The sequence below is a fragment of the Bacillus sp. EB600 genome, from assembly GCF_024494385.1.
Classification (GTDB): domain Bacteria; phylum Bacillota; class Bacilli; order Bacillales; family Cytobacillaceae; genus JAEVLT01.
Genome location: NZ_JAEVLT010000001.1, coordinates 252338 through 267356, shown reverse-complemented (window position 1 = coordinate 267356; position 15019 = coordinate 252338). Strand labels below are relative to the sequence as shown.

At 38.6% G+C, this 15019-nt stretch carries 16 protein-coding genes; all 16 read left to right on the top strand.

Annotation, left to right across the window (positions count from 1 at the left end; all coding sequences use genetic code 11):
• Position 1: 1 nt before the first annotated feature.
• The 16 genes from dapB (at position 2) to JN080_RS01340 (ending at position 15012) form a co-directional block, all read left to right on the top strand.
• Positions 2 to 802: a 4-hydroxy-tetrahydrodipicolinate reductase gene (gene dapB, locus JN080_RS01415; protein ID WP_256234088.1), complete on the top strand. Its 801-nt coding sequence runs from the start codon at positions 2 to 4 to the stop codon at positions 800 to 802.
• A gap of 13 nt (positions 803 to 815) precedes the next feature.
• A complete protein-coding gene (gene mgsA, locus JN080_RS01410; RefSeq protein WP_256234087.1) occupies positions 816 to 1238 on the top strand; it encodes a methylglyoxal synthase in 423 nt (140 codons plus the stop codon).
• Entirely contained in the window at positions 1228 to 1944 is a 717-nt protein-coding gene (gene bshB1, locus JN080_RS01405) for a bacillithiol biosynthesis deacetylase BshB1 (protein WP_256234086.1), read from the top strand. The genes mgsA and bshB1 overlap by 11 nt, the downstream gene beginning before the upstream one ends.
• Positions 1941 to 3086: an N-acetyl-alpha-D-glucosaminyl L-malate synthase BshA gene (gene bshA / locus JN080_RS01400; protein ID WP_256234085.1), complete on the top strand. Its 1146-nt coding sequence runs from the start codon at positions 1941 to 1943 to the stop codon at positions 3084 to 3086. Before bshB1 ends, bshA begins: the two co-directional genes overlap by 4 nt.
• Entirely contained in the window at positions 3079 to 4278 is a 1200-nt protein-coding gene (locus JN080_RS01395) for a CCA tRNA nucleotidyltransferase (protein ID WP_256234084.1), read from the top strand. The genes bshA and JN080_RS01395 overlap by 8 nt, the downstream gene beginning before the upstream one ends.
• Positions 4263 to 5240, top strand: a complete 978-nt coding sequence (locus tag JN080_RS01390; protein ID WP_256234083.1) for a biotin--[acetyl-CoA-carboxylase] ligase — start codon at positions 4263 to 4265, stop codon at positions 5238 to 5240. Before JN080_RS01395 ends, JN080_RS01390 begins: the two co-directional genes overlap by 16 nt.
• Positions 5241 to 5505: 265 nt before the next feature.
• Positions 5506 to 6342, top strand: a complete 837-nt coding sequence (gene panB / locus JN080_RS01385) for a 3-methyl-2-oxobutanoate hydroxymethyltransferase (protein ID WP_256234082.1) — start codon at positions 5506 to 5508, stop codon at positions 6340 to 6342.
• The gene (panC, locus tag JN080_RS01380; RefSeq protein ID WP_256234081.1) at positions 6343 to 7197 is read left to right on the top strand and encodes a pantoate--beta-alanine ligase; all 855 of its coding nucleotides are present in this window, start codon (positions 6343 to 6345) and stop codon (positions 7195 to 7197) included. It abuts the gene before it with no gap.
• A 16-nt stretch (positions 7198 to 7213) separates the two neighbouring features.
• Complete coding sequence (panD, locus tag JN080_RS01375) at positions 7214 to 7597, top strand: aspartate 1-decarboxylase (protein WP_256234080.1); 384 nt, start codon at positions 7214 to 7216, stop codon at positions 7595 to 7597.
• Between the two features lie 306 nt (positions 7598 to 7903).
• On the top strand, positions 7904 to 10705 hold the full coding sequence (gene dinG, locus JN080_RS01370; protein ID WP_256234079.1) for an ATP-dependent DNA helicase DinG: 2802 nt from the start codon (positions 7904 to 7906) through the stop codon (positions 10703 to 10705).
• A 238-nt stretch (positions 10706 to 10943) separates the two neighbouring features.
• Positions 10944 to 11114: a YpmA family protein gene (locus JN080_RS01365; protein WP_256234078.1), complete on the top strand. Its 171-nt coding sequence runs from the start codon at positions 10944 to 10946 to the stop codon at positions 11112 to 11114.
• A 13-nt stretch (positions 11115 to 11127) separates the two neighbouring features.
• Entirely contained in the window at positions 11128 to 11601 is a 474-nt protein-coding gene (locus JN080_RS01360) for a cell wall elongation regulator TseB-like domain-containing protein (RefSeq protein WP_256234077.1), read from the top strand.
• Between the two features lie 26 nt (positions 11602 to 11627).
• On the top strand, positions 11628 to 12815 hold the full coding sequence (locus JN080_RS01355) for a pyridoxal phosphate-dependent aminotransferase (protein WP_256234076.1): 1188 nt from the start codon (positions 11628 to 11630) through the stop codon (positions 12813 to 12815).
• A gap of 118 nt (positions 12816 to 12933) precedes the next feature.
• On the top strand, positions 12934 to 13638 hold the full coding sequence (locus tag JN080_RS01350; RefSeq protein ID WP_256234075.1) for a DnaD domain-containing protein: 705 nt from the start codon (positions 12934 to 12936) through the stop codon (positions 13636 to 13638).
• Between the two features lie 194 nt (positions 13639 to 13832).
• Positions 13833 to 14495 (top strand): endonuclease III, encoded by a 663-nt coding sequence (gene nth / locus JN080_RS01345; RefSeq protein WP_256234074.1) that lies wholly within the window; start codon positions 13833 to 13835, stop codon positions 14493 to 14495.
• Positions 14488 to 15012, top strand: a complete 525-nt coding sequence (locus JN080_RS01340; protein ID WP_256234073.1) for a YpoC family protein — start codon at positions 14488 to 14490, stop codon at positions 15010 to 15012. Before nth ends, JN080_RS01340 begins: the two co-directional genes overlap by 8 nt.
• The last annotated feature ends 7 nt before the right edge of the window (positions 15013 to 15019 follow it).

The window sequence follows — 15019 nt, the reverse complement described above, 5'->3', positions numbered from 1 at the left end:
AATGGAAAAAGTTACTATTATCATTGCTGGTCCACGCGGGAGGATGGGCAGGGAGGCCGTTAATCTCGTAAACTCAACTGAGCATTTCGAACTTATTGCTGTTGTTGACCATAAGAATGAAGGGATGAAATTAAGTGAGTTAGATGGATTTCCTCCTTTAGATGTACCAATTTATACAGATCTTGAAAAATGCCTGCAACATACTAGTGTAGACGTATTAATTGATTTAACTACCCCCGAGGTTGGGATGAAGCATACGAAAACTGCGTTGGAATATAACGTTCGTCCGGTTGTCGGAACGACTGGGTTTTCAAAAAATGATTTAGAAGAGTTAGAGACCATTTGTCATGAAAAACAACTAGGGTGCATTATTGCTCCTAACTTTGCAATTGGGGCAGTATTAATGATGAAATTTTCGCAAATGGCCGCAAAATACTTTGAGGATATCGAAATTATTGAAATGCATCATGATCAAAAGCTTGATGCCCCATCAGGAACAGCTGTAAAAACGGCTGAAATGATTTCTGCCGTTCGGGCCGCGAAAAAGCAAGGGCACCCAAATGAAAGGGAAACGATTACTGGCGCACGAGGAGCAGATTATGATGGTATGCATATTCACTCGGTCCGCCTGCCAGGCTTAATCGCCCACCAGCAAGTATTGTTAGGTTCAGATGGACAAACATTAACGATTCGCCATGATTCATACAACCGCAGTTCGTTTATGTCAGGCGTAAAGGTTGCAGTAGACACGGTTATGAAAATAAACTCGTTCGTATATGGACTTGAAAATATTTTAGAATAGGAGTTTTTTTACTATGAACATTGCCTTGATTGCCCATGATAAGAAAAAAGATAATCTAGTACAATTTGCTACAGCTTATAAAACAATTTTTGCCAAACATACATTATTTGCAACAGGTACAACCGGCTTAAGGATTAGTGAGGCTACTGGCTTAGATATTCATCGCTTTCAGTCAGGACCGCTTGGAGGAGATCAGCAAATAGGTGCGATGATCGCCCAAAATAAAATGGATACAGTATTTTTTTTCCGAGATCCGCTTACCGCTCAGCCACACGAACCAGATGTCACCGCCCTGGTACGCTTATGTGATGTTTATTCCATCCCATTAGCCACTAATATGGGAACTGCTGAATTATTGATAAGGGGACTGGAAGAAGGCATGCTTGAATGGAGAAACATTGTTAAAGAGAGCAGCGGTGAAACGAATGGAAACTAAGAAATTGCATATTCTCGCCTTTGGTGCCCATCCTGATGATGTTGAAATTGGGATGGGAGGAACAATTGCAAAATATGCAGCTGAAGGAAAAGAAACAGGTATTTGTGATTTAACTGCCGCTGAGTTATCTTCTAACGGAACAGTTGAACGACGTGATGTTGAGGCAAAAAAGGCAGCAGAGATTCTTGGAGCGGTTGTGCGCTGCTCGCTTGGTTTACCTGATAGGGGCTTATTTTTAAAGGAAGAATACATAAAAGAAATTGCTGCTGTGATTAGAAGATACCGTCCTCAGGTTGTGTTTGCTCCTTATTTTAACGATCGTCACCCTGATCATGGAAATTGTGCCCGCCTTGTCGAGGAGGCGGTTTTTTCTGCAGGAATTAAAAAGTATCAGACAGGCCAACAAGAAGCACCACATCGAGTGAAAAATGTTTACTTTTATATGATTAACGGCTTTCATAAGCCTGATTTTGTCGTTGATATATCAACGCAGTTTACCGTAAAAATGGAGGCATTAAATACCTATAGGAGTCAATTTGAGAAAACTGTCCAAAGTGTTGATACGCCCCTTGTAAATGGATATATTGAAACAATTGAAGCTCGGGAGAGGATGTTTGGTAAGCAGGTGGGGGTCAATTATGCAGAAGGCTTCAAAACCAAATTTCCTATCCTTTTGAACAGAGATTTGTTAGGAGAATTAGAATGAGAAAGTTAAAGATTGGGATTACTTGTTACCCTACAGTCGGGGGGTCAGGTGTTGTTGCAACAGAGCTAGGCAAGATGCTTGCGGAAAGAGGACACGAGATTCACTTTATATCATCGAGTCTCCCTTTTCGACTGAAAAGAATGTACCATAATATTTATTATCATCAGGTGGAAGTAAATCAATATTCTGTTTTCCAATTTCCTCCATATGATATTGCTTTAGCTAGTAAAATGGCAGAGGTTGTAAATCGGGAAAATTTAGATATCCTTCATGTCCATTATGCAATTCCGCATGCTGTTTGTGCAATTCTAGCAAAGCAAATGTGTAATCGGGATTTAAAAATTGTTACAACTCTTCATGGAACAGATATAACGGTACTGGGTTATGATTCCACTTTAACAGATGCTATTAAATTTGGTATTGAAAAATCAGATATAGTTACAGCAGTATCTGACTCATTAGTTGAAGAAACCTATGATTTAATCAATCCGGATAAATCAATCGAAACTGTCTATAATTTCATTGATGAACGGATCTACCAAAAAAGTGATGCTTCACACTTAAAAGAAGAATACGAGATCAAGCCAGAGGAAAAGGTAATTATCCATGTATCGAATTTTCGCCCTGTCAAACGAGTCGAGGATGTCGTGAAAACCTTCGCAAAAATTGCTGAAGCAATGCCTGCAAAATTATTATTGGTCGGGGATGGTCCTGAAGTAAGCAGAGTAAGTAAATTAGTCAATAAGCTTGGGTTAAACAATCTGGTCCTTTTTCTAGGAAAACAGGAAAATCTCGAGGAATTATATTCAATAAGTGATTTAATGCTGCTCTTATCTGAAAAGGAAAGCTTTGGACTTGTCCTCCTTGAGGCAATGGCATGTGGTGTCCCCTGTATTGGGACAAATGTCGGCGGAATTCCGGAGGTCATTGTAGATGGTCAATCAGGTTTTCTATGTGAATTAGGGGATATCGATGAGATGGCGGCTAAATCAATTTTTCTGTTAAAGGAAAAGAATCTGCACAAAAAATTCTCGGATAAGGCGTTGGAAACAGTAAAAAGCAAATTTTGTGCCGAGGAAATCGTCAAACAATACGAACAGCTATATTTTAAGCTGATTGATAAAGGTGAGGTTTATGATTGAGCCCTTTTTAACTGCTCGAGAAGTCCTTAAGCAAATCGAGAATGCTGGTTTTGAGGCCTATTTCGTCGGTGGGGCAGTACGGGACTTTTTATTGCAAAAGCCGATTCATGATGTTGATATTGCTACATCTGCAACCCCTATGGAAATCAAGCGAATTTTTCCAAAAACAGTTGACATTGGCATTGAACATGGAACAATATTGGTCCTTTATCGAAGTAATTCCTATGAAATTACTACATTTAGAGCTGAATCAGAATACCTCGATTTTCGCAGGCCAAAGGAAGTGGCCTTTATTCGTTCCCTAAGAAAAGACTTAGAGCGCAGAGATTTTACAATAAATGCGATAGCAATGGATATAAATGGAAGTATACACGATCCGTTTGCTGGTCAAGCAAGCATTAAAGCGAGAGAAATAAAAACGGTTGGGAAAGCAGAAGAACGTTTCCAGGAAGATGCACTACGGATAATGAGAGCTGTACGGTTTGTGAGTCAACTAAGCTTTGAAATCGAATCTAAAACATTGAAGGCATTAGCAGAGCTTGGATATCTACTAGATAAAATTGCAATAGAGAGGAAGAGGTCAGAATTTGAAAAGTTAATCGCGGGTGAAAACCGCAGAAAAGCGTTTGAAATTACGCTCGAAACAAAACTTTATGCTTATCTGCCATGCTTTGAAAATCGAAAAGCAGAACTAACAAAATTGCTTTCTTATCACTGCGAGGGACTAAATACCAATGAAATGTGGTCGTTGCTTTGCTACTGCTTTAGGCTATCAGGGAAAGATGCCGAGCAGTTTTTACGTGAGTGGCGTCTTCCGGTTAAACAAATAAAGGAAATTCAACTAGTTTTGAGTTTTCTGGCAACTAGGCTTGAACAGGAATGGACGACTTATCAACTCTATTCAGCACAGTTAATTGCTTCAATTTCAGTCGAAAAACTATATCATGTTATTAACGGGAGTAGAAGCGAAAGGTCTGTCCAAGCCTTAGTTGAAATGTATAATGGTATGCCAATTAAAGAACGGACTGATCTGAATATAACCGGAAGTGATATACTTGCTTGGAATAACAGAAAAGGCGGTCCATGGATCCATGAGATCCTTTTACAAATTGAGCATGCTGTTTTAGAAGGTCTGGTTGAAAATGAAAAACTAAAAATAAAGGAGTGGCTGTTAAAGTGCAAACAGAAATAAGAAAGCAATTGCTTGATGCCTTTACAAATGCCGATGATACATACTTATCGGGTCAATTTTTGGCCGATTTAATTGGTTGCTCACGGACAGCCGTATGGAAACACATGGAAGAATTACGTAAGGATGGCTTTCAATTAGAAGCCGTCAGAAGAAAAGGATATCGAATAGTAAGCACCCCCGAAGCAATTACTGCTGATGAAATTCGGCTTGGTCTACATACAAAATTTATCGGACAAAACATTCAATATGAGGAAGCCGTTGAATCCACTCAAAAAGTTGCGCAGCGCTTGGCTAATGAAAATGTTCCAGAAGGAACCGTGGTGATTGCAGAAGAACAGCTTTCTGGAAAAGGCAGATTGGGCCGGCAATGGCATTCACCTAAATATACGGGAATTTGGATGAGTCTAATTCTTCGGCCGAACATTCCGCTTCCGAAAGCACCACAATTAACTTTATTAACTGCTGTTGCAGTCGTTCAAGCAATCGAGGATCTGACTGGATTGGCAGCTGAAATTAAATGGCCAAATGACATTTTGATAAATGGTAAAAAGCTGACTGGTATTTTGACTGAGCTGCAAGCGGAAGCGGATCAAATCCATTCGGTTATTATCGGGATTGGTATAAATGTGAATCAGCAGCTTCAAGATTTTCCAAGTGAACTTCATCCAATTGCAACATCCTTATCGATTGAAACGGGAGGGAAAATTTCGCGTGCTAGTTTAATCAGGAGTATTTTTACTAAATTCGAAAACTTGTATATGTCTTACTTGGATGAAGGCTTTCTCCCGATCAAGCTTCTTTGGGAAAGCTATGCGGTCAGCATTGGTAAGCATATAAAGGCACGAACATTAACAACTGTCATTGAAGGGAAAGCGCTTGGTATAACAGAAGAGGGAGTATTACAAATTGAAGATAAATTTGGAAAGATTCATCATGTCTATTCCGCAGATATAGAAATTTAGTGCCTTTTAGAATTTTCTGATAGCCAAACCTCTACATTCTTTGTTATAATTCTTTTGGGCAGTATCCTATCCGAGCTGCACCTAGTTTTAATCGAAATTTAAACAGGTTTCTGCCTAGATCCGTGGATGCGGACCGGGACAGAGGGATGAAAGATGTAATGGAGTAATGGGATCCTCTGCCTGCAGTAGGATCTTTTTGTTTGCATTTAAAGCAAATTCTCCTTGAATCTTTTTATTTCCTCTTTCTAAATAAGGAGGGAAAAGAATGAAGCAAACAACTGATTTTATTAAGATGAAACAAAATAATGAAAAGATTGTCATGCTGACGGCCTATGATTATCCAGCAGCTAAACTTGCAGAAGAAGGAAAGGTAGATGTTATTTTAGTAGGCGACTCATTGGGAATGGTGGTTCTGGGCTATGATTCAACTGTGTCTGTAACACTGGAGGAAATGATTCACCATACAAAAGCGGTAAAACGCGGAGCAAAGGATACATTTATTGTCACTGATATGCCATTTTTAACATACCATTTGTCGATATCCGAAACTCTTAAAAATGCTGGAAGGATCATGCAGGACGCAGGTGCGCACGCCGTCAAACTTGAAGGTGCAGATGAGGTAGTTGAAAAAATAGCTGCGATTACCAAAGCAGGCATTCCGGTCTGCTCTCATTTAGGCTTAACTCCGCAATCGGTCGGTGTGCTAGGAGGATATAAAGTACAAGGCAAGGATGCAAGAGCTGCCAAAAAACTCATTGATGATGCCAAAAAATGTGAGGAAGCAGGCGCATTTATGATTGTGCTTGAATGCGTTCCTAAACAGCTCGCTGAAGAAGTGGCTAAGTCATTATCCATTCCAGTCATTGGCATTGGTGCCGGAGTTGAAGTTGATGGACAAGTTCTCGTATATCATGACATTCTCGGTTATGGAGTAGACAGGGTGCCCAAATTCGTGAAACAGTACCATTCTTTAAATCCATTCATTTTGGAATCGATTCAGTCCTATGCGGCCGAGGTTAAAAATAAGCAATTTCCGGATGATCAGCACTCATTCACAATGAAGGAAGAAGAATTAAAGGGACTGTACGGAGGTTTAAAATAAATGAAGGTAATGACAACGATTCAAGAGATGCAGCTTGAAATGATCAGGCAAAAAGCACAATCAAAATCTATCGGTTTTGTTCCAACAATGGGTTTTTTACATGAAGGACATTTAACCCTGATAAAAAAGGCAAGACAAGAAAATGATATCGTGGTGGTAAGCATTTTTGTCAATCCATTACAATTTGGTCCGGACGAGGATTATGATTCTTATCCGCGCGACTTTGAAAGAGACCGGGCGCTGACAGCAGGAGAACAAGTTGATTATCTGTTTTATCCTTCTGTCGACGAAATGTACCCTTCTTCCCGGTCAATCCAGGTTAAAGTTGTGGACCGTACGGATGTATTATGCGGGAAATCCCGTCCAGGACATTTCGACGGTGTTGCCACGGTTTTAACTAAGCTGTTTAACATTGTCATGCCGGAACGGGCTTATTTTGGGAAAAAAGATGCTCAGCAGGTTGCGGTCGTAGATGGACTTATCAAGGATTTTAATTTTTCGATAAAGCTTATCCCGGTGGATATTATTCGTGAGCAGGATGGCTTAGCTAAAAGCTCACGAAATGTAAATCTTCTGCCAAACGAACGGATCCAGGCCCCTGTTTTATACAAAAGTTTGCAAACAGCAAAGGCAGCAGTTGAAAACGGTGAAAGAGATCCGGAAAAAATAATCGGGCTAATTTCTCAACAAATTCAAACGGAAACAGATAGTCAGATTGATTATGTTGAAGTATACAGTTATCCACAGTTAAAACCATTGGATAAATTAACTGGCACGGTCATAATTGCACTGGCAGTCAAATTTTCTGCTGTACGATTAATCGATAATTTGATTTTAAAAATAGCTGAAGGTTAAGGGGAGAGAAAAAGCAATGTTTCGTACAATGATGAATGGAAAAATACACCGGGCTACCGTCACTGAAGCTAATCTAAACTATGTTGGCAGCATTACAATTGATGAGAATATCCTTGATGCTGTTGGTATGGTTGCTAATGAAAAAGTAGCAATTGTGAATAATAATAATGGGGCCCGACTTGAAACGTATATCATTCCTGGTGAAAGAGGCAGTGGTGTGATTTGTTTAAATGGAGCGGCCGCCCGTCTTGTTCAAGAAGGTGATATTGTCATTATTATTTCTTATGCAATGGTTCCCGAGGAAAAAATCGCAGACCATAAACCAAGGGTTGCGATTATGGATGAAAACAATGGTATAAAAGAATTGATACATGCAGAACCTGCTCATACGATCCTTTAATCCCCTTTAATGGGGATTTTTATTTTTAAATAGGTAAAAGTAGGATAGAACAAATTTTGCTGTAATCTTTCGCTTTTACCCTATTTATGATACCTTTTTCATATGGAAAAGGGGCGGAGCGCTTCAAAAGTGAATAAGTATATCCATGGCAATGGGACAATACACATTTTTCAACTTGAAAGTAGTGAAGCCTAGCTCAGGGTTCACACCGTCTTTATTGGCAAGGATGGATCTTAGAATCTAATTCCATCGTAGATGGTTGTGTGAAACGAAAGTTGGTTTATATAAAGGTTAGGTGTTTATCGAATGTTAAATAAATTTGTTGTGGTTGATTTGGAAACAACAGGGAATTCTCCGAAAAAAGGCGATAAAATCATTCAATTTGCTGCGGTAGTGATTGAAAACGGAAAAATCACTGACACGTTTTCGTCACTCCTTAATCCAAATCAGCCTATACCAATTTTTATAGAAGAATTAACGGGCTTACATGATGTGATGGTAAAAGATGCCCCCGACTTCTCTGAAATAGCTCCTAGAGTAATGTCATTATTAGAGGATGCCTATTTTGTCGCCCATAATGTTTTGTTTGATTTATCCTTCCTTCAAGAAGAATTAATTGAAGCTGGCTATGAGGGCTTTTATGGATCGATTGTTGATACAGTTGAACTTGCACGGATTCTTTACCCAACTGCGGATGGTTACAAACTAACTGATTTGGCGGAACAAGCGAAACTAAAGCATGATCGACCACATCAAGCTGACAGTGATGCACAGGTAACAGCAGAGTTGCTCTTGCTTTTTTTAGAAAAAGCTGCAAAGCTTCCCCATAAAACTCTTAAGCAGCTTATCCAACTTTCGGGAGGGTTAAAAAGCGATTTACACCAATTGTTCGAAGAACTGTTAATAGAAAAAGATAAAACAACCGAGAAATTACCGGAGTCCATCGAAATTTTTAATGGGATTGCAATCAGAACGTGTCACCCTGAAGCACATGAAGTTATATCAACAAAAGAACACATGTTTCCTGCAAATGATCAAGAAAAAACACAAATACTAAAAAATGTGCTTCCTTCCTATGAAAAACGAACAGGACAGTTTGCAATGATGGATGGAGTATATAATGCATTTCAAACAGCACACCATTATCTAATTGAAGCAGGAACAGGTGTTGGTAAATCAATCGGCTACTTACTTCCCGCTGCCTATTTCTCAAAGCAAACTGGTCAGAAAATTATCGTTAGTACCTACACGATACAGCTTCAGGAGCAGCTAATTCGAAAGGAAGTCCCCCTGCTCACAAAGCTAGTGCCCTTTTCCGTGAAAATTGTCCTTTTGAAAGGAAAGGATCATTATTTGAGTTTGGAAAAGTTTAGTCAAACATTGTTGGACGAAAATGATAATTACGATACAACCTTAACGAAAATGCAGATTCTTATCTGGCTTTTGGAAACAGAAACCGGTGATAAAGATGAATTAAATCTATCGAGCGGCGGTCAGATTTTTTGGAATAAAATCAAAAATGAACAAACAGCTTTTGGGCAGAAGGATTCTTGGAAAGAAAAGGATTTTTATATTCGGGCAAAAAGCAAGGCTGAAATAGCCGATATAGTTATAACGAACCATTCAATGTTATTATGTGATTTAAAGTCTAAACATTCGCTATTACCGGATTCTGATTATGTAATCCTTGACGAAGGGCATCACTTTGAAAAGGCGGCTGCACAATTCTTGGGACGGTCTCTCGATTATTTGACCGTCCGCTTACTACTAGGTCAACTTGGTAATTATGAACAAAAACAGCTTTTTTATCAGCTGGAAAAACTCGTAGAAGCAGTCCAAGGTAAAAAGGCAGAGATCCTGCATACATTTGAATTGAATCAATTAATTGGCGATCTATCCTATGAAATGGATCAATTTTTTAAGCTTTCAGTTTTTTACACTCAGAGAAATTCAAATCAAAAGAAAAATAATTATCGTTTAAAGGTGAGATTGACACATCAATATAAAAGCAGAGAATTAGCTGCACTACTTACTAGTGCAGAAAGGTTTGTTTTTTTACTGCGGGATGTACACGATGCACTTACCACCAGATTGAATATCCTCAAAGGTGTATCAGACCGGCTAACGAACGAACAAATGAGTATGATTGAGGAGATCCATTCAGTCCTAACTGAAATCGACGAGGTAAGAGAAAGTGTTAAAGCACTTATCTTAGCAGACTCTCAGTACGTAAAATGGGTTGAAACAGATCTTCGCGCACCACAAAACGTGACAAACATTACGCAACAGCCTGCTTCGGTTGCCGATTATCTTACGAGCGATTTTTTTCTAAAGAAAAAGAGTGTTATCATTACTTCAGCAACATTAACAATCAATCACTCGTATCAATTTATTAGGAAGGAATTAGGATTAACAGATTTACCTGTTAATGAAATAGTAATTCCTTCACCATTCAACTATAAAAATCAGGTTGAGCTTCTGATTCCAGAGGACCTTCCAGAAATAAAATCAGTTTCAGTTGATGATTACGTGGTGGCAATAACGGAGCATATTATTACAATTGCCGAAGCCACTAAGGGAAGAATGCTACTCCTGTTTACATCCCATGAGATGCTGAAAAAGACTTATGAATTGATTAAAGAAAGCGGATTTCTTAGTGACTTTGCCATTATTGCCCAAGGAATTACGAGCGGAAGCCAAACAAGACTGACAAGAAATTTCCAGCGCTATGAAAAGGCAATCCTACTTGGTACAAGCAGCTTCTGGGAGGGTGTAGACATCCCGGGAGAGGATTTAACCTGTCTTGTTATCGTACGGCTTCCGTTTAGCCCCCCGGATGATCCCTTTACAGCAGCGAAATGCGATTATGTGAAAGAACAGGGGGGAAACGCTTTTTCGGATTATTCATTACCAGAAGCTGTTTTACGGTTTAAACAAGGATTTGGAAGATTAATCAGAACAGAACAGGATCGAGGCATCATCGTTGTTTTTGATAAAAGGATTATTTCAACAACATATGGAAAGGCCTTCTTAAAGTCGGTCCCTGAGATTCGTGTAAGAAACGGATCAATTGATGAACTCATTGACTTTATTCACCAATGGTTATGAAAAAATATATAGCCCGATTCACCATTTATTTTGCAATAAATGGATGATCTTGACAATCAACCATGATCTGTGAATAACCGAACAAAAAGTTTGCTAAATATATTTCTTTAGGTAGCTAAATTGGTTTAAGCTGTTATAATGAGTTAGTGGATTCCTTTATTTTTGCAATCATATCCTATTTACTTGGTGAAATGGAGCCAACATGAATAAGAAATAAGGATAAAGGAGGAAATTTTTAATGGAGACCAAAATTGAAGTTCTTTCAACAGTTAAAATCCAGAACAACGCGGATTTATATAAAACTGTTGACACACTAAACCGAACATTAAAAGAAAAGGATTTAATGTTTGGGCTAGCCCTAGATAACGAGGACCAGAATAAAGCAATTTTTACGATTTATCGTACATAGTGAAGTGAAAAAAGTGAAAAAATGGATTGTGTCATTAGTTGTGCTCATATTAATTATGTCAGGTATTCTAGTGAAGGTTTATATACAGGCATTTGAACCTGTCAAGGCAGCTGAGAAAAAAGCAGTTGCGTTAGCTGACAAAAAGGTTCATTTTAGTCATGTAGAGGATTTCCACATATACAACGGAATTGAAACTGTTTATGTTATTGAAGGAAAGAATAAAAAGGGTGAAAAAATAATTGTTTGGATCCCTGAAAAAAACAAGCAAGTGATTGTAAAAAAAGCAAACAGCGGCTTATCCAAGCAGCAGGCTATCCAAAAACTAGAAGAATCGAAAAATCCGAAAAAGATTGTTTCTGTTCGCTTAGGAATGGAAAAGAAGATCCCGTTTTGGGAAATCTACTACCTCTCTGATAATAATTTAATGAATTATTATTATATACATTTTCAAACTGGTGAGTGGCTTAAAAAGATTGAAAATTTATAGCTTTTCAGGAGAATGGAGGAAATAAAATGGAAGTAAAATTAGCTAACAGGGTGTTGTCATTGACCCCATCTACAACTTTGGCAATTACAGCAAAAGCTAAAGAATTAAAAGAGCAAGGGGTAGACGTAATCGGTTTAGGAGCAGGAGAACCGGATTTTAATACTCCTCAATTTATTATTGATGCAGCATATAAATCAATGAACGAAGGCCATACAAAATATACACCATCTTCAGGACTACCCGCACTTAAAAAGGCAATTATTCAAAAATTCCAAGCAGATCAGGGTATTGAATACAAGCCGGGTGAAATAATAGTAGGAAACGGTGCGAAGCATGTGCTATATTCGTTATTTCAAGTTATCCTAAATGATGGGGACGAGGTTATTATTCCTTCACCATATTGGGTAAGTTATCCTGAACAGGTTAAACTGGCCGGTGGAAAGCCCGTTTATGTGGAAGGTTTAGAAAGCAACCAATTTAAAATCACTGCCCAGCAATTAAGAGAAGCCATTACAGAAAAAACAAGAGCACTCATTCTTAACTCGCCTAGCAACCCAACAGGTGTACTATATACCAAAGAAGAGTTAGAAGAATTAGGGAAAGTTTGTCTTGAAAAGAACATACTTATTGTCTCTGACGAAATATATGAAAAATTAATTTATGGGGATAGCGTGCATATTTCCATTGCCCAATTATCAACTGAATTAAAGGAACTAACAATCATTATCAATGGCGTTTCAAAGTCTCACTCCATGACTGGATGGAGAATTGGCTATGCTGCGGGAAATGAAAAAATCATTAAAGCGATGTCGAATCTTGCTAGCCACAGTACTTCAAACCCGACAACATCTGCTCAATACGGTGCGATTGCTGCTTACACGGGATCACAAGAGCCTGTTGAAGAGATGCGTCAGGCCTTTGAAAAACGATTAGTGGCTATCTTTGATAAGCTTGTCTCGATTCCTGGTTTTACCTGCGTAAAGCCACAAGGTGCCTTTTACTTGTTCCCGAATGTCAAAGAGGCCGCAACAATGACAGGGTACAGAAATGTAGACGAGTTTGTTGAGGCATTGCTGGTTGAAGCAGGAGTTGCAGTTGTTCCGGGATCGGGATTTGGTACTCCTGATAATATCCGCCTTTCTTATGCAACGTCTTTAGAGCTTTTAGAAGCAGCAGTAGAAAGAATGCGCCAATTCGTTACTTCAAAAAAATAAATTTTATTACCTAGAAAAAGTCTGCTTTAGCAGGCTTTTTTAGTTGGCATCTTTACTGGTATTATTTCACCTTAACTGAAATGTATGGTTCATGATATACTTAAAAGGAGGTGTTGTAATGATGAAAGCAAGCTTGTTATCTTGGCTACAGGAAGGAAATATTACCATTCCTGCAGTTTTATTTTCTGAGTATCGAAATTTAAATATAAATGAATATGAACTTATTCTAATCATACACTTACTCACGTTTATCCAAAAAGGTAAAGAATTTCCTACTCCTGAAGAGCTTTCAGAACGGATGACGACCACAAATTCTGAATGTGCAGAAATGCTGAGAAAACTTATACAGCGTGGATTTATCGAAATTATTGAAGGGTATTCAACTGAAGGAATCAGATATGAAAAATATTCATTAGAGCCACTATGGGAAAGATTAGTTGATCAATTTTTGGCAAGTCAAAAGAGCAGTCAACAGTTAAGTAAGCAGGTAGAAGAAACTGACTTATATACATGCTTTGAAAAAGAATTTGGAAGACCATTATCACCGTTTGAATGTGAATCCCTTGCAATGTGGATGGATGATGACCATCACGACCCGGTGATCATAAAAGCGGCTCTCAAAGAAGCGGTTATGTCAGGAAAGTTGAATTTTCGTTATATTGATAGGATATTATTTGAATGGAAGAAAAATGGTATTAAAACAATTGAACAAGCAAAAAATCAAGGACGAAAATTTCGACAAAAACAATTGCAGAATCGAAAAACTCATAATGAAGTACAAAAGCCGGCAGCTATTCCTTTCTATAATTGGTTGGAACAATAGTCGGTCAAAACGAGAGAACTTTTCTCTCGTTTTTCTAACCTGTTAGAAAAGCATTCCTTTGAACTACAATAATTGTCTAGCACCATCGCAGAGAACGTGCTGGTTACTGCAAGAAGGCAGTGGCGCTTTTAGTCTGCCAGCCGAGTGAATTTCTCTAACGGGTGTTTCTACTTATCTAATTGCGGGTGATGTTCATGTTAAATAACACACAAATTCGTTTTTGTCTTGATAAAATGGGGGAAATGTTTCCCGAGGCACACTGTGAATTAAATCATTCAAATCCGTTTGAATTAGTGATTGCTGTTTCGCTTTCTGCTCAATGCACGGATGCACTGGTTAACAAGGTGACAAAAGATTTATTTACAAAATATAAAACACCGGCGGATTATCTTGAAGTGCCGCTTGAAGAGCTGCAAAATGATATTCGCTCGATCGGTCTTTACCGGAATAAAGCCAAAAATATTCAAAGCCTGTGCAGGCTGGTTTTAGAAAAATATAAGGGTCAAATTCCTCGTGACAGGGATGAGCTAATCAATCTTCCTGGAGTCGGCCGTAAGACAGCAAATGTCGTTGTTTCAGTCGCTTTTGGCGAGCCGGCCATTGCTGTCGATACCCATGTTGAAAGAGTGAGTAAACGCCTTGCAATATGCCGCTGGAAAGACTCTGTCCTAGAGGTTGAAAAAACACTTATGAAGAAGGTTCCAAGAGCTGAATGGTCAATTACCCACCATCGGATGATTTTTTTCGGGCGATATCATTGTAAAGCGCAAAACCCACAGTGTACTAGTTGCCCGTTGCTTGATCTATGTCGGGAAGGGAAGAAGAGACTGAAAGGAAAGGTGAGTTCAAATGGCTGAAAACATGAAAAAGCTGCCCATTCCATTAGAACTTTACCACCCATTCTTTTTTTCTGAAAAAGAAATGAGTCTAGATTTAGCTGATAAATCTTTATGGACAGGGGATAATTTCCGCTATGAAATTTTATTTTATAATGGGATAGTTGCTAATAAGCCATGGACAAATCCTGTTGAATTTCTGCCTCAAATACTTGATGAATGGAACAGGCTAAAAATAGGGATTGAAGAACTTCATCATCAACGGAAAAAGAATGGGGTCATCGAAAAGATGAAGAACGGAACAGGACTATTTCTGCAATATTTATTTTGGAGTAATGAGAAACCAGTTTGTTTGAAGGAGCTCCCAGCTTTTCCTGACTTGAGTATGAAGCCAGTTAACTTGGAGGAGAGGGCAGCATTTATTATTGCTAGACCTGGCATACATCATGCCTATGTTCAGCTCTGTGAATTAATGATTGAACAAGAAAAGCTGTTTGCAAAAAAAATTACGATAAAAAAAGCGTCCAGCCGAAGCTAGACGCTTT